Raw genomic sequence first — 16305 nt, forward strand, 5'->3', positions numbered from 1 at the left:
GTGAGACGTGGTTGCGTTGATCCCTCGCGGGGCCTGGCCGCCGTGCACGGGAAACCGCGCAGGCGAATTGACGATGCTCGGCGTGTCCTGTGGCGATTTGATGTCGCCGGCAACGATGCACATCGCCATGCGCGCAAGCAAGCCGCGAGCGCGCCCGGCAACGCCGGTTCGACAGGAATGGCCCCGGTTACGGGATTGAATTTCGAAGCGGCCGCGACGGCCGTTACCGCGATAGCGTCGCTAAGCCGCCGTGGCGAGGTACTTCTCGATGAGCTTCATTTGCGCCGTCCAGCCTCGGTCGTTCATGTCGAACGCCTTCGCGCGCCGGACCGCGAAGATCCGGTCGAAGCCCGATTCGGTGAGCGTAAGCGCCGTGCCGCCGGGCACGGCATTGAGCGAGAAGGCGACCAGCGTCATCGGTTCGCTCGAATAGTCGAAGCCGGAGTCGACCGCGAACGGGTGCCAGCGAAACGAGAAGAGCCGCTCGGGCTCGATACGGTCGACGACGATCTCGAACGCCGCGCCCGCGTAGGGCTCCTGCGACTTCGCGACTTCCGCGTCGACGGTCGTCGGCGTGATCCTTCCGGTGAGACGCGAGCCCGCGACGAAGGGGCCGTCGAAAGCGACGCCGAACCAGCTGCCGAACTGCTTCGCGTCGCTGATCGCTTCCCATACGCGCGCAAGCGGCGCGCGCAGCAACACGTTCTTTTCGATGCAATCGGTTTGTCGAGTCATAAGGTTCTCCCGGTATTCGTGAAACCTGACACACGAGCACGAAGGCCGGCGCGAAGCCGTTCAATTCGAGCCTCATCGTCTATGCTGACATAGGGACGTCTTGCCAATTGCAACAAAGTGCATCGAATCCTCCGCGCTCGCAGGAGAGTTCGCAATGTCATCGCGTCCCGAAATCGTCGAAGCCGTGCAGCGGCAAGCAGCGCGCGCGCAAGACGATGCTGGGACTGTTCGAGCGGGGCGTCTTTCTCAATCCGATGGGAACCAAGCTATACCTTTCGATCGCGCACGACGAAGCCATTTGCGACGCGTTCTGCGAACGTCTCGCAGACACGCTGAACGAGCGCTGATGCTGTTGTGATCGATCTAGTCTGCCAGGAGGCGTGCGAAGTAAAATCGCAACTCGCGCGCGGCGCGCGCTCCGCTCGTTCCATACCAGCCTCCTGCCGACTTGCCCATGACCACGCCAACATCCTCGAGCAGCCACCCCGTCACCAAGGCCCTAGTCACCGGCCATACGCGCGGAATCGGCGCCGCGCTCGCCGAGCAGTTCCTGGCACGCGGCATCGCCGTGCTGGGTGTCTCGCGATCGCGTCACGCCACGCTGGCAGAGCGTTTCCCTGAACTGCTCGACGAAGCCGAACTGGATCTGGCGGATCTTGCCCGCGTCGAGCAATGGCTTGCGGGCGATGCGTTGCGCCACTTCGCACGCGATGCGCAGCGGCTCGTGCTCATCAACAACGCGGGAACCGTGCAGCCGATCGGGCCGTGCGAAGTGCAAGACGCGCGCGAGATCGCGCGCGCCGTCTCGCTGAACGTCGCGACGCCGCTGATGTTCGCGAGCGCGTTCGCGGCAGTGAGCGCCGGCCTGGAAGACCGCCGCATCGTCCATGTTTCGAGCGGCGCGGCGCGCAACGCCTACGCAGGCTGGAGCATCTATTGCGCGACCAAGGCCGCGCTCGATCATCACGCGCGCTCGGTGGCGCTCGATCGAAGCCCCGCGCTCAGGATCTGCAGCGTCGCGCCGGGAGTCGTCGATACCGGCATGCAGGCCGAGATCCGCGGCATGGGAATCGACCGCTTCCCGCTGCGCGGGAAATTCGACGACCTCAAGCGCAGCGGACTGCTCGCGACGCCCGGGCAATCGGCGTCGAAGCTGATCGGCTACGTGCTCTCCGACAGCTTCGGCCAGACGCCGACCGCCGACGTGCGCGACTTGCCGCAGGCGTGACGCGGCAACGCCGCGAAATGCTCACTCGGCTCACTCGTCGCGCGGCTCCGGCAGATCGGGGCCGGCAAAACCGTCGCTTTGCACGCCGCCCGTCGTGTTGGACGCATCCGTCGTGCAAATCACACTGCTTTTCGGCCGCATGTCCACGTGCAGCGAAAACACGTCGGGTCTTGCATAGTGGCCCGCCACGTCGAGGTCGTATTTGCCTCGGATCGTATCGTCGAGATCGATATCGGCGGTGAGCACAGCCTCCTCTCCATAGACCGGCCCCGCCAGCACCTCGCCGAGCGGGCTCACGATCACGCTGCCCCCTTTGATCAATTGCGTGCCGGGCTCGTTGCCCTGAATGCAGTCGTAGTCGGGCGGGCAATCCTCGCGCGTGAGGAACTGGCACGCGCTCAGCACGAAGCAGCGCCCTTCGTACGCGATGTGCCGCATCGACGCCTGCCACATGTCGCGCTCGTCGACCGTCGGCGCGCACCAGATCTCGACGCCGCGCGCGTACATCGACTGCCGCAGCATCGGCATGTAGTTCTCCCAGCAGATCGCCGCGCCCAGCTTGCCGACGCTGCTTTGCACAACCGGCAGCGTCGAGCCGTCGCCGCTGCCCCAGATCAGGCGCTCGCTCGCCGTGGGCATCAGCTTGCGGTGCTTGGCGACCAGCGCGCCGCGGTCGTTGAAGAAGAGCGCCGTGCAGTAGAGCGTCGCCCCGCCGCGCTCGATCACGCCGACCACGAGATTGCAGCGCGCCTGCGCGGCGAACGCGCCGATGCGCTCGGTCTCGGGGCCCGGCACGTCGATCGCCGCGCGCGCGTAGCGCAGGAAGTCGTCGCGCCCCGCGCTCGAGCGCGACCCGACGCGCGTGCCGAAATCGAGCCCCTTGGGATAGCCGCCCAGATACGCCTCCGGAAACACCGCCAACTCGGCGCCTTCGCGCGCGAGCGTTTCGCAATGCGCCCGCATGCGCTCGAGCGTGCGCGGCGTATCGAACAACGTGGACCCGGCCTGAACGACTGCAACCCGATGCTTGCTCATATGCCCCTCCTCCTCGACGATGGAGAACGCAGTATGCTTCCGGCATCGACATGAACCAAACAAATTCTTTGGATGATGAAAATCGATATCCTGGATGCAAGAAAGATCGACTTGAACCTCGCCGTGGTGTTTCTCGCGCTCTGGGAGGAGCGCAGCGTGACGCGCGCGGCGGCGCGTCTCGCGCTGAGCCAGGCCGCGGCGAGCGCCGCGCTCGCGCGCCTGCGCGAGACCTGCGAGGATGAACTGTTCCTGCGCGCCAAAGGCGGCATGCAGCCGACGCAGCGCGCGCTCGAGATCGTCGCGCAACTGGAAAACGGGATCGGATCGCTCGCCGCCGCGCTCGCGCCCGCGCCGCGCTTCGATCCACCCACCTCGACGCGGCGCTTCGTGATCGGCATGTCGGACGACTTCGAAATGGCGATCGGCCCGGAAATCTCGCGGCGCGTGCTCGAGCGCGCGAGCGGCGTATCGGTGATCTTCCGTCAGACGAACCGGCACACCGTCGACGCGATGCTGGAGGAGCAGCAGATCGAGCTCGCCGTGACCGTGGGCGCAGCGCCGAAGCGGTGGGCCTCGTGCGAAGCGCTCGGCAAGTCCAACTACGCGTGCCTCGCCGACAGCGCGCGCTGGGGCATCGCCCTGCCGCTCACGCTCGACGAATACCTCGCGCTGCCGCATCTGCTCGTATCATTCTCGGGACGCGAAGGCGCCGTCGATACGGCCCTGCGCGCGATCGGCAAGGTGCGTCACGTGCAGACCGCGCTCACGCATTTCTCCGCGGTGCCCGCGTTCCTGACGTCGGTGAAAGCCGTCACCACGATACCGCTGCATGCCGCGCGCGTGCTGGCGCGCGTCTCGCAGCTCGGGATCTGCGCGCCGCCCGTGCATTTCGACGATTACGAGGTATCGATGGTCTATCGCCGAACGAGTGCGCACGATCCCGGGCTCGAATGGTTCAAGGGCATCGTGCACGAGGCGTTTCAAGCGCTCGACTTGCGGCCCGTGCGACCCGTGCGGCCCATTCGCACCGCGCGCCGTTCGGCGGCAAAGAGCAAAAAGTCCCCAACGTAGGGCCTGTTCGCAGCAATCCAGGCCCTCATCAGAACGGAGTCCAGTCATGAAAGCATCTCGTCGCAGCTTCCTGATCGCCAGCGTCGGCATCGGCTCGTCGCTCTTCCTCGCACAACGCGTCTTCGCCGACGAGCAGTTGAGCGAAGACGATCCGGCCGCGAAGTCGTACGGCTACGTAAAGGATGCGTCGAAAGTCGACAAGGCCAAGTATCCGAGCTACCAGGCCGGACAGGAATGCACCAACTGCTCGCTCTACACGGGCAAGACCGGCGACGCGTCGGGCGGCTGCCCGCTGTTCGGCGCCAAGCAGGTCGCGGCGCACGGATGGTGCAACGCCTATACGAACGCGTAGTCCGCTTGCGTAAGAAAACCGTAATGCGCGAGTGACGGGCACGCCGCCGTTTCAGCGATAATCGCCCCCATTCTTTCGCATCGACCCGCCGGGCGGAGCATCCGTTCAAGCACGCAATCATGAGCAAGTCAGGCAATCAGCGGCAACTCGACACCCTGCTTCAGCAAGGCCTGGCCTTGCAGCAAAACGGCGCCTTGGCCGAAGCCGAGGAGCTGTACCGCGAAATCCTTGCGATCCGGCCCAAGCATTTCGAAGCGCTGCAGTTGCTCGGCGCGCTTTCGCTGCAGACGGGACGGCTCGACGACGGCATCGCGCTCCTGAAGAAAGCCGCCTCGATCAACGGCATGCACGCGCCGATTCATTCGAACCTCGCTTTCGCGCTGAACGCCAGGCAGCAACACAAGGAAGCGCTCGCGAGCGCGAACCGGGCGCTCGCGCTGATGCCGGATTTCGCCGATGCGCTGAACAATCGCGGCACGGCGCTCGGTGCGCTCGACGCGCCGGCCGAAGCGCTGGCGAGCTTCGACCGCGCGCTTGCGCTCAAGCCCGGGATGCCCGAAGCCTGGAACAACCGCAGCTGCGTGCTGCGCGACCTGGACCGTCCCGCGGAGGCGCTGACAAGCTGCGATCAGGCGATCGCGCTGCGCCCGAACTATGCCGAGGCATGGAGCAACCGCGGCAACGCCTTGAGCGATCTCAATCGGCCCCAGGAAGCCGAACAGAGCTACCAGCGGGCAATCGCAGCTCAGCAGGACCTCGCCGACGCCTGGAACAACCTGGGCCTCTCGCTCGTCGACATGAACCGCCATGCCGATGCGTTGTCGAGCTACGGCCGCGCGCTCGCGCTCAAGCCCGATTCCGTCGAAGGCCATTGGAACCGGGCGCTTTGCCTGCTGCAGATGGGCCGTCTCGACGAGGGATGGCAAGAGTACGAGTGGCGCTGGAAGCGCAATCGAACCAAGGCGAGCCAGCGTCCGTTCAAGGAGCCGCTGTGGCTCGGCGACGAACCGCTCGATGGCAAGACGATCCTGCTGCACGCCGAGCAGGGCCTCGGCGACACGCTGCAGTTCTGCCGCTACGCGCCGCTCGTCGCGCGACGCGGCGCGAAGGTGGTGCTCGAGGTGCAGCCCGAATTGATGCGGCTGCTCGCGCCGCTCGAAGGCGTCGCGCAACTCGTCGCGCAGGGCCAGCCGCTGCCGGCATTCGATTGCCACTGTCCGTTGTTGAGCCTGCCGCTTGCGTTCAAGACCAGCCTCGCGACCATTCCGGGCAAGGCGCCCTACTTGTTCGCCGATCCAGAAGCCGTCGGGCGCTGGGGCTCGCGCGTCGCGTCGGCGGCGGGCGTCGCTGCCTTGAAGGTGGGCCTCGTCTGGGCCGGCGGCAACCGGCCTCACGTCCCCGAGTTGCGCAAGAACGACGCGCGGCGCTCGATGGCCCTGGAGCGCCTGACGCCGCTGCTCGACGTACCGAACGTGCAGTTCTTCAGCTTGCAAAAAGGACCGCCGGCGTCACAACTGGCGGCGCTGAACGAGCGTCACGAAGCGAGCCGGCGCATCGACGCCCGGCGCATCGTCGACCTCACCGAAGATCTCACGGACTTCGCCGACACCGCCGCGCTCGTCGCGAATCTCGATCTCGTGATTTCCGTCGACACCTCGACGGCCCACCTCGCCGGCGCGATCGGCAAGCCGGTCTGGATCCTGAATCGCCTCGACACCTGCTGGCGCTGGATGCTCGGACGCGACGACAGCCCCTGGTATCCCGGCGTCCGGCTCTTTCGCCAGCCGACGCTCGGCGATTGGGACAGCGTGATCGCTTCGGCGCGCGAGGCGCTGGCGGCGCTCGCAACCCAAGCCGCAGTGCCATAATCCACGTCTGCCCCAAAAGCCTGGAGAAGATTTTGAGCCGCATCGACAACCCCGCACACGATCAGGAAGTCGGCGTCGCCGACTCGACCGAGGACACCACCCGCATCGACGACACCCGCATCGGAGCGGTCCGTCCGCTCATTTCCCCCGCGCTGCTGCTCGACGAGCTGCCCGCCGCGAAGCCGGTCCAGGACCTCGTCGAGAAGAGCCGCGCGGCCATCGCCGACATCCTCAAGGGCCGCGACGACCGGCTCCTGATCGTCGTCGGCCCCTGCTCGATCCACGACCACGGCCAGGCGATCGAATACGCGCACCGTCTCAAGCGCCAGGCCGACGCGCTGCGCGACGACCTGCTGATCGTGATGCGCGTCTACTTCGAGAAGCCGCGCACGACGGTCGGCTGGAAGGGCTACATCAACGATCCGCGCCTCGACGGAAGCTTTCGCATCAACGAAGGGCTGCGCCGCGCGCGCGAGCTGCTGCTCGAGATCAACGCACTCGGCCTGCCGACCGCCACCGAGTTCCTCGACCTCCTGAGCCCGCAGTACATCGCGGACCTGATCGCCTGGGGCGCGATCGGCGCGCGCACCACCGAAAGCCAGAGCCACCGCCAGCTCGCCTCCGGCCTCTCCTGCCCGATCGGCTTCAAGAACGGCACCGACGGCGGCGTGCAGATCGCGGCGGACGCCATCGTTGCGGCGCGCGCGAGCCACGCGTTCATGGGCATGACGAAGATGGGCATGGCCGCGATCTTCGAGACGCGCGGCAATGACGACTGCCACGTGATCCTGCGCGGCGGCAAGAAGGGGCCGAACTACGACGCGGCGTCGGTGGAGGAAAGCTGCGCCGCGCTGCGCGCGGCAAGCCTGCGCGAGCAGGTGATGGTCGACTGCTCGCACGCGAACTCGAACAAGTCGCATCAGCGCCAGATCGACGTCGCGCAGGATCTCGCGAACCAGCTCTCGGGCGGCGAGAAGCGGATCATTGGCGTGATGATCGAAAGCCATCTCGAGGAAGGCCGGCAGGACCTGAAGCCGGGTGTGCCGCTCAAGCACGGCGTGTCGATTACCGACGCATGCCTCGGCTGGACGCAGACCGAGCCGGTGCTCGAAACGCTGGCGGCCGCGGTACGCACGCGCCGCGGCCTCCGATGAATCGATAAGCACACGTTGAACGAAACCACGGGCTGCGGACTTTCGAACAAGACCGCGGCCCGTTTTCATCCATCACGCGACAGCCGGAAAATCCAGCGTCGTATCGTTCACGCGATTGACGAGGTTCGTGAACGTGATGACGGTCACCGCGAGCAACGCCTCGATGATCTGCGTCTCCGTATAGCCGGCGGCGCGGACCGCAACGACCTCGGCGGCGTCGACCGTGCCGCTCGAACGGATCACCGCACGCACGAAGCGCACGAGCGCATCGCGCGGCGCCACGCCGGTCGCCTCGCCCGCGCGGATCTGCTTCATTTCCTCGGGCCTGAGGCCGGCCATCTTGCCGACCATCGTGTGCGCGGCGACACAATAGTCACAGCCCCCCACTTCGCTGACGGTCAGCTTGATCGCTTCGACATCGGCCTTCGACAGGCTGCCGGAAGCCACCGCCGCATCGGCGGCCAGCATCGCCGACAGACCCGCCGGCGTATGCGTGCCGATCGTCGCATAGGCGTTCGGGACCTTGCCGGCGGCCTTCTTGATCTTCGCGAACACTTCCGCGGCAGCGCCTGTGGCGGCTTCGGGATTGACGGAATGAAAACGGGACATGATGGGCTCCTTGGTTGGGTGATGCGCCAGTTCGTCTGGCATGGCGTCACTTTAAGCGCGCACCCTGATCCTGTTAATATCCAAAAACCGCACATTTATGCTCGATCGTCTCACATGGATCTGCTGAGCCGCCTGCTTGCATTGCTGCCGGTCAATGGCCGGGTCGACGTGCGCTGCCACTTCGGCGCGCCCTGGGTCATCGACTATCCCGCCTCGCCGATGAGCGAAATCCCCTACCACGTGCTGCTCTCGGGCGAAGCGACGGTCGAAGACGGCACGGGCGCGCCGCAGCGCCTCGCGGCCGGCGACATCGTGCTGTTTCCGGGCGGCGACCCGCACCGGCTGCACGACGGCAGCGGCAAGCGCGCGAGGCCGGTCGTCGTGCATCGGATAGGCGAGTTGCTCGTCAACGAAAGCCAGGGCAAGGGCGAGCGCGCCGACGTCCTGTGCGGCTGCTTCCTGCTGCCCGGGATGCCCGACCGGCTGTTGCGCGATTACCTGCCGCAGCGGCTCGTGGTGCGCAGCTTGCCCGCGCCGGCGTCGTCCGCTGCCGGCGCCGGCGACGCTCCCACGCTCGCGAGCACGCGCCTCACGCGGCTGATTCAATTGATGCGGGAAGAAGCGCTCGACGGCGCGCCGGCCAGCGCGGCGCTGATCAACCACCTGTCGGGCGCGCTGTTCGCGCTGACGCTACGCTTCGCGAGCGAGGCGCCCGAGCCGCCGCGCGGGCTGCTCGCGCTCGCACAGCGCTCGCGCCTGCAGCCGGCGCTCGCGGCGATGTTCGACGCGCCTGGCAAGCCGTGGACGCTCCCCGCGCTGGCCGAGCTCTGCCACATGTCGCGCGCGACGTTCGTGCGCCACTTCGACGATGCGCTCGGCCGCTCGGCCAACGACGTGCTGACCGAGATCCGCATGACGCTCGCCGCGCGCAAGCTCGCGCAGAGCGACGAGCCGGTCGCGGCGATCGGCGAGGCGGTCGGCTATCAATCGGAGGCTGCGTTCCAGCGGACTTTCAAGCGGCACACGGGCGTGAGCCCGGCGCGCTGGCGCGCGGGGCAAGTGAAGCAGGCGCTGGGCGAGTGAGGCGGCTTCGCCGCTCACCGCCTGACGAACAGACGAACGCGAGCGTCACCCTCGCGCGGAGGGTCCGAACTTGCGCCGATACGCCGCCGGACTCGTCTGCGCAATGCGCCGGAAATGCCGGCGCAGCGATTCCTCCGACCCGAAGCCCGCCCGCTCGGCCACGCTCGACATCGGCAGCGGCGCGGCCGCCTCGAGCATGTCCTTGGCGAGCGCCACCCGCTCGCGAATCAGCCACTCATAAGGACCGAGCCCTGTCGCCTCTTGAAACTGGCGCTGCAAGGTGCGCGGGCTCATCGCCGCGCGCTCGGCGAGCGACGCGAGGGTATGCGGCAAGGCCGGATGCGCTCGCACCCAGTCCATCAGCCTCGCGAGGCGCCCGCTGTCGCCGGGCGGCATCGGGCGCGGCACGAATTGCGCCTGGCCGCCTTCGCGATGCGGCGGCACGACGAGCCGCTGTGCGACGCGGTTTGCCACCGCGCTGCCGTGGTCGTTGCGCACGACGTGCAGCAGCATGTCGAGCCCGGCCGCCGAGCCGGCCGAAGTGACGACCTGCCCTTCGTCGACATAGAGCGCATCGGGCTCGACCTGCAGCGACGGATAGCGCTGCTGGAGCTTCTCCGCGTAGCGCCAGTGCGTCGTCACGCGCTTGCCGTCGAGCACGCCGGCCGCCGCCAGCACGAACACGCCCGAGCAGATCGAGCACAGCCGCGCGCCGCGCTCATGGGCGGCGCGCAGGCGGCGCAATAAAGGCTCGGGCGGCGTTTCATCGGGATCGCGCCAGCCGGGGATGACGATCGTCTGCGCGCGCTCGAGCAGCTTCAGCGTATAAGGCGCCTGCATCGTGATGCCGCCCGCGGCGCGGATCGGGCCGGGCTCGGCCGCGCATGCGGCAAAGCGATACCAGTCGACCTCGAGCTCCGGACGCGGCAACGCAAACAGCTCGACCACGCAGCCGAATTCGAAAGTGCAGAGGCGGTCGTAGGCGAGCGCGGCGACGAGATGTTTTTGCATGGCGCGATGTTACCGGAACTTGTCGATCGCGCCACTGCCGCATCGGACCTCCAATCGCGACAATCAAGGCTCCTGATGCATCGATCGATAAAAGGAGCACGACCTTGTCCGCCATCACCGACATCGCCCCCGCCGACAGCAGCGCCGCCCTCGCCCACTTCCAGGCGGAGCTGCGTTTCGAAACCGATTGCGCCGACGTTCATCAAGCGCTCGCATCGGGCGCTTGCGACTTCGTCCTGCTCGACGTGCGCAGCCCCGCGCTCTTCGCCCGCGGACACGTGGCCGGCGCGATCAACCTGCCGCACGGCAAGATCGTCGCGTCGAAGCTGCAGGACTTTCCGCCCGAGACCGTATTCGTCACTTACTGCGCGGGCCCGCACTGCAACGGCGCGACGCGCGGTGCGATCCGGCTCGCGCAATTGGGGCGGCCTGTGAAGGTGATGCCGGGCGGCATTACCGGCTGGATCGATGAAGGATTCGCGCTCGCAACGGCTGAAGCTGCCTGAGAAAACGCATTCGGCATTCGGCATGCTGCATCCGGCATTTGGTATACCGAATGGAATAGAGGCCGCGCAGCATTCGTTTATTCGGCGTACCCGATCTCACGGCGGGGCCAACGATGAAAACGCGGTTCCAATACTTCATGCCATTGCGCCGTGCGCCGTGGCTCGCGCTAGGCGTTGCGCTGCTGAGCGCGTGCGGTGGCGGCGGCGGCAACTCGACGCCGTCGTCCGTTGCGATGTCCGGCACCGCCGCGACCGGCAGGGCGCTCTCGAACGCCGCGCTCGGCATCGTCTGCGCACAAGGCTCGGCGAGCGCAAGCACGAATGCAAACGGCGCCTTTCAGGCGACCGTAACCGGTAGCGCCCCATGTGTGATCACCGCGACATCGGGCAGCACCGTATTGCATTCGACCGCCTTCGCCGGCGGCACCTTCAACGTCACACCCGAAACGGACTTGCTGCTCGCGTACCTGGCCGCACAGCTCGGCACGACCGAAAGCGCCCTCGTCGCGGGCTTTCCCGGCAATGCGCACTTCGAGCAGACGCTCGCGAACGAGAGCGTCGTGCTGACCGCGCAGGCTGCCGTCGTCCAGGGGCTCGATACGCAGTACAACGTCACGCTGACTGCGACGAATTTCCTGATCGCACCGTTTGCGGTCGGCCAGCCCGGCGCCGACCACGATCTCCAGACGCTGCGCTCGGCCGGCGCAATCGACGCGAACGGCGAGCCCGACGCCGTCGCGCTCTCGCTGATGGCGACGCTCGGCGCGCAGCATCCGCTGCCGCCGGCGCCTGGCACGTCGAGCGGCACCGGCAGTACCGGCACGACAGGCACAGGAACGGGAGGCAGCATGGGCGGCATGATGTGAGATGACGCCCGTGCCGGACACACGCGCAAGGAGCAGCGGGGATTCGACAAGAAGGCCGCATCGGCTCACGCGAGGAGACCTCCCCACCAGCACCAGCACCAGCACCGGCCGCGGCCGTCAATCGAGCACGAGTTCGGCGAGCCGCCGGCCGAGCGCTTCGGTCGCGCGCGTCATCGGCGCGCGCAACTCGTTGCGCAAGAGACGCTGCGCAGCAAGCGCCGCTTTCACGGGCGCCGGATTCGGCTCCGAGCACAGCGCGCGCACGAGCGGCGCAAGCTCGTGATAAATCGCCCTACCTTCGACCAGCCGCCCTTCGGCCAGCGCGCGATACATCGCGACGAACCGCTCCGGCCGCACATGCGCCGAGGCCGCGATGGCCCCGCTGCCACCCATGCAAAGCGTGTTGAAGATATTCGCGTCATCACCGGCCAGCACTTGCAGGCGGCCGTCGAGGATCAGCGCGAGCGTCGTCTCGGTCGAGCCTGCACAGTCCTTGATCGCCTGGATCCGCGGATGCGCAGCGAGCGTGAGCAGCGTGTCGAGCTCGAGCCGCACGCCGGTACGGTACGGGATGTCGTAGAGCACGACCGGCTTCGTGCTCAGGTCGGCGAGCGCCGTGAAATGCTCGATCAGCCCCGCCTGCGATGGCCGGATGTAGTACGGCGCGCTCACCAGGATCCCCGCCACCGGCAGCTCGTTGAGGCGCGCGACGCGCTCGAGCAAATGCGCCGTCTGGTTGCCCGCCACGCCGGCCAGCACCGGCAGCTCGCGCGCCGCCTCCAGAATCGTCGCGAGCACCGCGTCGCTTTCCGCCTCGCTCAAGGCGGCGGGCTCGCCCGTCGTGCCGAGCGCGACGAGGCCGGACACGCCCGCCTCCGCATAGCGCCCGACGAGCGTTCTCAACGCGGCGTGATCGACCGCTCCATCCGCGAACGGCGTGACGAGCGGCACCCAGATTCCCGAAAACATACCCATGACTTCACCTCGAAACGTGACCGAATCGAATCCGTCCAGCGTGTGCAGCGAGGGAGAACAGGGTGACGTAAAAGGCGCGCCTCGCAAACTGTTCCGCCGCACATCTGACGGAACAGCCTGCTCCGGTCAGATGAGCAGCTGTTTTTTGGCTTTGGAAACCGTGCGAGCGAACGCGGCGCAGAGCGAGGCGTCGGCGTGCGATTCGAGCGCGAGGGGGAGGGTTGCGATTTCCATCCGGGCGAGTGTACAGGGCCGACGGCCGCCAAGCCAAGCAATTTTCTTGACTTCTCAAAAAAGCAGCCTAATATACGCAACGCGTACAAAAACCCGACGAGGCGAACGATGACCGTCCCCCAGCAAGCTTTCCTGCGCGACGCCATGCGCCGCATGAACATGACCCGCGAAAGCTTCGCCAGCCGCATCGGCGTTTCACGCCGAGCCTTGGATACGTGGCTTCTGCCCGACGATTCACAGGAATCGCGCGCCATGCCGGAGATCGTGCAGCGCTTCGTGTCGGAAATCGTGCTCACCGGCAATCACGACGAAAAACGTACGCATAGCGTAGATACAAGCTCTCTGGCGAGCCGGATCCTGCACGAGGGCAAGCCGCAGCTTCTGTCGGTCGACCAGTTCTCGCGCGAGTCGGTCGAAGCGCTGTTCCGGGTCGTGGACATCATGCAGCCGATCGCGCGCCGCCGGAAAATCTCGCGCGTGCTCGAAGGCGCGGTGCTCGGCAACCTGTTCTTCGAAGCGAGCACGCGCACGCGCGTGTCGTTCGGCGCGGCGTTCTGCCGGCTCGGCGGCTCGGTGTGCGATACGACCGGCTTCACGTTCTCGTCGATGGCCAAGGGCGAATCGATCTACGACACGAGCCGCGTGATGAGCGGCTACGTCGACGCGCTCGTCATCCGCCATCCCGAGCAAGGCTCGGTGGCCGAGTTCGCGCGCGCGACCAACCTGCCCGTGATCAACGGCGGTGATGGTCCCGGCGAGCATCCGAGCCAGGCCCTGCTCGATCTCTACACGATTCAGCGCGAGTTCTCGCGGCTCGGCAAGATCGTCGACGGTGCGCATATCGCGCTCGTCGGCGACCTCAAGTACGGGCGCACCGTGCACTCGCTCGTGAAGCTGCTCGCGCTCTACCGCGGTATCAAGTTCACCCTGATCTCGCCGCCCACGCTGGAAATGCCGGCATATATCGTCGACCAGATCTCGCGCCACGGGCACGTCGTCGAGCAGACGCACGAGCTCGCCGCGGGCCTGCGCGGCGCGGACGTCGTCTACGCGACGCGGATCCAGAAGGAGCGCTTCACAGACGAATCGTTCGAAGGCTACACGCCCGACTTCCAGATCAATCAGGCGCTCGTCGATTCGGCCTGCGGGCGCGACACGCTGATCATGCACCCGCTGCCGCGCGACAGCCGCCCGGGCGCGAACGACCTGAGCACCGATCTGAATCACGATTCGCGGCTCGCGATCTTCCGGCAGACCGACAACGGCATTCCGGTGCGCATGGCGATCTTCGCGGTGCTGCTCGGGGTCGATCATCTGGTCCAGCACTCGATGCGCGATGCGGCTTGGCAGGCGCCCGCGTATCTCGGACCGGACGACGCGGTGTTTCATGGGATCGATTGAGTCGCGCTGACGAAGCGTGAGATGCCGGCGGGCAGCGCGTGATCGCGCTGCCCGCCCAGCCTTGGTCCGCCTCTCCGTTTACATCATCTTTACGGGCGCCGCCCCACCCTTGCCACAGCCTTTACGCCAGCTTTCCTAGAGTCCATTCGACACACTCCGTCTCTGGAGCGCGCGAGAACAAAGGGACATCGAGGAAAGCATGAGCACCCGCACTCAACCGCCCGCCCCGCCCGCTCACCAGCCCGGCAACATCGGCCAGGCCCGCACCGCGGCCCGTTCGATGTTCGACCCGGCGCTCGTGCAGCCCGCGCTCTTCGACTCGTTCAGGAAGCTCACGCCGCGCCACCAAGTGCGCAATCCGGTGATGTTCTGCGTCTACGTGGGCAGCGTTCTGACCACGATCCTCTGGATCGCCGCGCTCAACGGCCAGGCCGAGGCGCCCGCGGGCTTCATCCTCGCGATCGCGCTGTGGCTCTGGTTCACGGTGCTGTTCGCGAACTTCGCCGAGGCGCTCGCCGAAGGCCGCTCGAAGGCACAGGCGGCGTCGTTGAAGAGCGCGAAGCACAACGTGGTGGCGAAGAAGCTCAACGAGCCGCATCCGAAGGCGGCGGTGCGCGTCATGGCGGCCAACGATTTGCGCCGCGACGACATCGTGCTCGTCGAAGCCGGCGACACGATTCCGGCCGACGGCGAAGTGGTCGATGGCGTCGCCTCGGTCGACGAATCGGCGATCACGGGCGAATCCGCGCCGGTGATCCGTGAGTCGGGCGGCGATTTCTCGTCGGTGACGGGCGGCACCCGCGTGCTGTCGGACTGGATCGTCGTGAAGGTCACGGTGAACCCGGGCGAGGCGTTCCTCGACCGCATGATCGCGATGGTCGAAGGCGCCAAGCGCCAGAAGACGCCGAACGAGATCGCACTGACCATCCTGCTCGTCGCGCTGACGATCGTGCTCTTGCTCGCGACCGCGACGCTGCTGCCGTTCTCGATGTTCTCGGTGGAAGCCGCGAAGGCAGGGCATGTGGTGACGATCACCGCGCTCGTGGCGCTGCTCGTGTGCCTGATTCCGACGACGATCGGTGGTCTCTTGTCCGCGATCGGCGTAGCGGGCATGAGCCGCATGATGCAGGCGAACGTGATCGCGACTTCGGGCCGCGCGGTCGAAGCCGCGGGTGATGTCGACGTGCTGCTGCTCGACAAGACCGGCACGATCACGCTCGGCAACCGCCAGGCGTCGACGTTCGTGCCCGCCCCGGGCGTGACCGAGGAAGCACTAGCGGACGCCGCGCAGCTTTCGTCGCTGGCCGACGAAACGCCGGAAGGCCGCAGCATCGTCGTGCTGGCGAAGCAGCGCTTCAACATTCGCCAGCGCGAGATGCACGAGCTGCACGCCACCTTCCTCTCGTTCAGCGCGCAATCGCGCATGAGCGGCGTCGATTTGCCGGATCGCGAGATCCGCAAGGGCGCGGCCGATGCGATCAAGACCTACGTCGAAGCCCACGGCGGAAAGTTTGCCGCCGAAATCGATCAAGCCGTCGCCGATATCGCGCGGCGCGGCAGCACGCCGCTCGTGGTGGCGGAGAAGGGCGAAGGCGCGGCGCGCGTGCTCGGCGTGATCGAGCTGAAGGACATCGTCAAGGGCGGCATCAAGGAGCGCTTCGCCGAGCTGCGCAAGATGGGCATCAAGACCGTGATGGTGACGGGCGACAACCGCCTGACCGCCGCCGCGATCGCGGCCGAAGCGGGCGTCGACGACTTCCTCGCCGAGGCCACGCCGGAGGCCAAGCTCAAGACCATCCGCGCGCACCAGGCCGAAGGACGGCTCGTGGCGATGNCCGAGCTGCGCAAGATGGGCATCAAGACCGTGATGGTGACGGGCGACAACCGCCTGACCGCCGCCGCGATCGCGGCCGAAGCGGGCGTCGACGACTTCCTCGCCGAGGCCACGCCGGAGGCCAAGCTCAAGACCATCCGCGCGCACCAGGCCGAAGGACGGCTCGTGGCGATGACCGGCGACGGCACCAACGACGCCCCGGCGCTCGCGCAGGCCGACGTCGCGGTGGCGATGAACACCGGCACGCAGGCGGCGAAGGAAGCGGGCAACATGGTCGACCTCGACTCGAACCCGACCAAGCTGATCGAGATCGTCGAGATCGGCAAGCAGATGCTGATGACGC

General features: G+C 67.0%; 16 protein-coding genes. 11 read left to right on the plus strand and 5 right to left on the minus strand.

The window, feature by feature from the left end:
• Window positions 1-240: 240 nt before the first annotated feature.
• Window positions 241-735, minus strand: coding sequence for an SRPBCC family protein (locus tag FAZ69_RS13890; RefSeq protein ID WP_136895355.1), 495 nt, complete (start codon window positions 733-735; stop codon window positions 241-243).
• Window positions 736-842: 107 nt separating this feature from the next.
• Here FAZ69_RS13890 and FAZ69_RS13895 point away from each other — a divergent pair, with 107 nt between their 5' ends.
• Together FAZ69_RS13895 and FAZ69_RS13900 are read left to right on the plus strand one after the other, a co-directional pair.
• Entirely contained in the window at window positions 843-1082 is a 240-nt protein-coding gene (locus tag FAZ69_RS13895; protein WP_136895357.1) for a hypothetical protein, read from the plus strand.
• A 107-nt stretch (window positions 1083-1189) separates the two neighbouring features.
• Window positions 1190-1963, plus strand: a complete 774-nt coding sequence (locus FAZ69_RS13900; protein WP_136895359.1) for an SDR family oxidoreductase — start codon at window positions 1190-1192, stop codon at window positions 1961-1963.
• Between the two features lie 30 nt (window positions 1964-1993).
• On the opposite strand, the gene FAZ69_RS13905 is transcribed toward FAZ69_RS13900, so the two are convergent.
• Window positions 1994-2998, minus strand: coding sequence for a carbon-nitrogen hydrolase family protein (locus FAZ69_RS13905; protein WP_136895361.1), 1005 nt, complete (start codon window positions 2996-2998; stop codon window positions 1994-1996).
• A gap of 72 nt (window positions 2999-3070) precedes the next feature.
• Here FAZ69_RS13905 and FAZ69_RS13910 point away from each other — a divergent pair, with 72 nt between their 5' ends.
• The 4 genes from FAZ69_RS13910 to FAZ69_RS13925 all read left to right on the plus strand — a co-directional run bounded on the left by FAZ69_RS13910 (window position 3071) and on the right by FAZ69_RS13925 (window position 7443).
• A complete protein-coding gene (locus FAZ69_RS13910) occupies window positions 3071-4069 on the plus strand; it encodes a LysR substrate-binding domain-containing protein (protein ID WP_206171200.1) in 999 nt (332 codons plus the stop codon).
• 46 nt (window positions 4070-4115) lie between these two features.
• Window positions 4116-4421: a high-potential iron-sulfur protein gene (locus FAZ69_RS13915; RefSeq protein ID WP_136895363.1), complete on the plus strand. Its 306-nt coding sequence runs from the start codon at window positions 4116-4118 to the stop codon at window positions 4419-4421.
• A gap of 119 nt (window positions 4422-4540) precedes the next feature.
• The gene (locus FAZ69_RS13920; protein WP_136895365.1) at window positions 4541-6289 is read left to right on the plus strand and encodes a tetratricopeptide repeat protein; all 1749 of its coding nucleotides are present in this window, start codon (window positions 4541-4543) and stop codon (window positions 6287-6289) included.
• Between the two features lie 32 nt (window positions 6290-6321).
• Entirely contained in the window at window positions 6322-7443 is a 1122-nt protein-coding gene (locus tag FAZ69_RS13925) for a 3-deoxy-7-phosphoheptulonate synthase (protein WP_136895367.1), read from the plus strand.
• Window positions 7444-7515: 72 nt separating this feature from the next.
• Here FAZ69_RS13925 and FAZ69_RS13930 read toward each other — a convergent pair whose 3' ends face one another.
• The gene (locus FAZ69_RS13930) at window positions 7516-8052 is read right to left on the minus strand and encodes a carboxymuconolactone decarboxylase family protein (RefSeq protein ID WP_136895369.1); all 537 of its coding nucleotides are present in this window, start codon (window positions 8050-8052) and stop codon (window positions 7516-7518) included.
• A gap of 114 nt (window positions 8053-8166) precedes the next feature.
• On the opposite strand from FAZ69_RS13930, the gene FAZ69_RS13935 reads away from it, so the two are divergent.
• The gene (locus FAZ69_RS13935; protein ID WP_136895371.1) at window positions 8167-9135 is read left to right on the plus strand and encodes an AraC family transcriptional regulator; all 969 of its coding nucleotides are present in this window, start codon (window positions 8167-8169) and stop codon (window positions 9133-9135) included.
• 45 nt (window positions 9136-9180) lie between these two features.
• Here the strand turns inward: FAZ69_RS13935 and ftrA are convergent, their stop codons facing one another.
• The gene (gene ftrA, locus FAZ69_RS13940) at window positions 9181-10146 is read right to left on the minus strand and encodes a transcriptional regulator FtrA (protein ID WP_136895372.1); all 966 of its coding nucleotides are present in this window, start codon (window positions 10144-10146) and stop codon (window positions 9181-9183) included.
• 104 nt (window positions 10147-10250) lie between these two features.
• On the opposite strand from ftrA, the gene FAZ69_RS13945 reads away from it, so the two are divergent.
• Together FAZ69_RS13945 and FAZ69_RS13950 are read left to right on the plus strand one after the other, a co-directional pair.
• Window positions 10251-10652 (plus strand): rhodanese-like domain-containing protein, encoded by a 402-nt coding sequence (locus tag FAZ69_RS13945; RefSeq protein ID WP_136895374.1) that lies wholly within the window; start codon window positions 10251-10253, stop codon window positions 10650-10652.
• 113 nt (window positions 10653-10765) lie between these two features.
• On the plus strand, window positions 10766-11518 hold the full coding sequence (locus FAZ69_RS13950) for a hypothetical protein (RefSeq protein WP_240702225.1): 753 nt from the start codon (window positions 10766-10768) through the stop codon (window positions 11516-11518).
• A gap of 117 nt (window positions 11519-11635) precedes the next feature.
• Here the strand turns inward: FAZ69_RS13950 and dapA are convergent, their stop codons facing one another.
• A complete protein-coding gene (gene dapA, locus FAZ69_RS13955) occupies window positions 11636-12493 on the minus strand; it encodes a 4-hydroxy-tetrahydrodipicolinate synthase (protein WP_136895376.1) in 858 nt (285 codons plus the stop codon).
• Between the two features lie 342 nt (window positions 12494-12835).
• Here dapA and FAZ69_RS13960 point away from each other — a divergent pair, with 342 nt between their 5' ends.
• A complete protein-coding gene (locus FAZ69_RS13960) occupies window positions 12836-14128 on the plus strand; it encodes an aspartate carbamoyltransferase (protein WP_136895378.1) in 1293 nt (430 codons plus the stop codon).
• 280 nt (window positions 14129-14408) lie between these two features.
• On the plus strand, window positions 14409-16305 hold a 1897-nt coding region (kdpB, locus tag FAZ69_RS13965; RefSeq protein WP_136895425.1), incomplete at its 3' end, for a potassium-transporting ATPase subunit KdpB.

It is taken from the genome of Trinickia terrae (assembly GCF_005144415.1).
Classification (GTDB): domain Bacteria; phylum Pseudomonadota; class Gammaproteobacteria; order Burkholderiales; family Burkholderiaceae; genus Trinickia_A; species Trinickia_A terrae.

What these genes read in the sequence shown, in the direction of transcription:
- dapA (WP_136895376.1), bottom strand. Translation starts at nt 12,493, where the DNA reads ATGGGTATGTTTTCGGGAATCTGGGTGCCGCTCGTCACGCCGTTCGCG.
- FAZ69_RS13950 (WP_240702225.1), top strand. Translation starts at nt 10,766, where the DNA reads ATGAAAACGCGGTTCCAATACTTCATGCCATTGCGCCGTGCGCCGTGG.
- FAZ69_RS13900 (WP_136895359.1), top strand. Translation starts at nt 1,190, where the DNA reads ATGACCACGCCAACATCCTCGAGCAGCCACCCCGTCACCAAGGCCCTA.
- FAZ69_RS13905 (WP_136895361.1), bottom strand. Translation starts at nt 2,998, where the DNA reads ATGAGCAAGCATCGGGTTGCAGTCGTTCAGGCCGGGTCCACGTTGTTC.
- FAZ69_RS13935 (WP_136895371.1), top strand. Translation starts at nt 8,167, where the DNA reads ATGGATCTGCTGAGCCGCCTGCTTGCATTGCTGCCGGTCAATGGCCGG.
- FAZ69_RS13910 (WP_206171200.1), top strand. Translation starts at nt 3,071, where the DNA reads ATGATGAAAATCGATATCCTGGATGCAAGAAAGATCGACTTGAACCTC.
- FAZ69_RS13960 (WP_136895378.1), top strand. Translation starts at nt 12,836, where the DNA reads ATGACCGTCCCCCAGCAAGCTTTCCTGCGCGACGCCATGCGCCGCATG.
- FAZ69_RS13890 (WP_136895355.1), bottom strand. Translation starts at nt 735, where the DNA reads ATGACTCGACAAACCGATTGCATCGAAAAGAACGTGTTGCTGCGCGCG.
- FAZ69_RS13915 (WP_136895363.1), top strand. Translation starts at nt 4,116, where the DNA reads ATGAAAGCATCTCGTCGCAGCTTCCTGATCGCCAGCGTCGGCATCGGC.
- FAZ69_RS13920 (WP_136895365.1), top strand. Translation starts at nt 4,541, where the DNA reads ATGAGCAAGTCAGGCAATCAGCGGCAACTCGACACCCTGCTTCAGCAA.
- ftrA (WP_136895372.1), bottom strand. Translation starts at nt 10,146, where the DNA reads ATGCAAAAACATCTCGTCGCCGCGCTCGCCTACGACCGCCTCTGCACT.
- FAZ69_RS13930 (WP_136895369.1), bottom strand. Translation starts at nt 8,052, where the DNA reads ATGTCCCGTTTTCATTCCGTCAATCCCGAAGCCGCCACAGGCGCTGCC.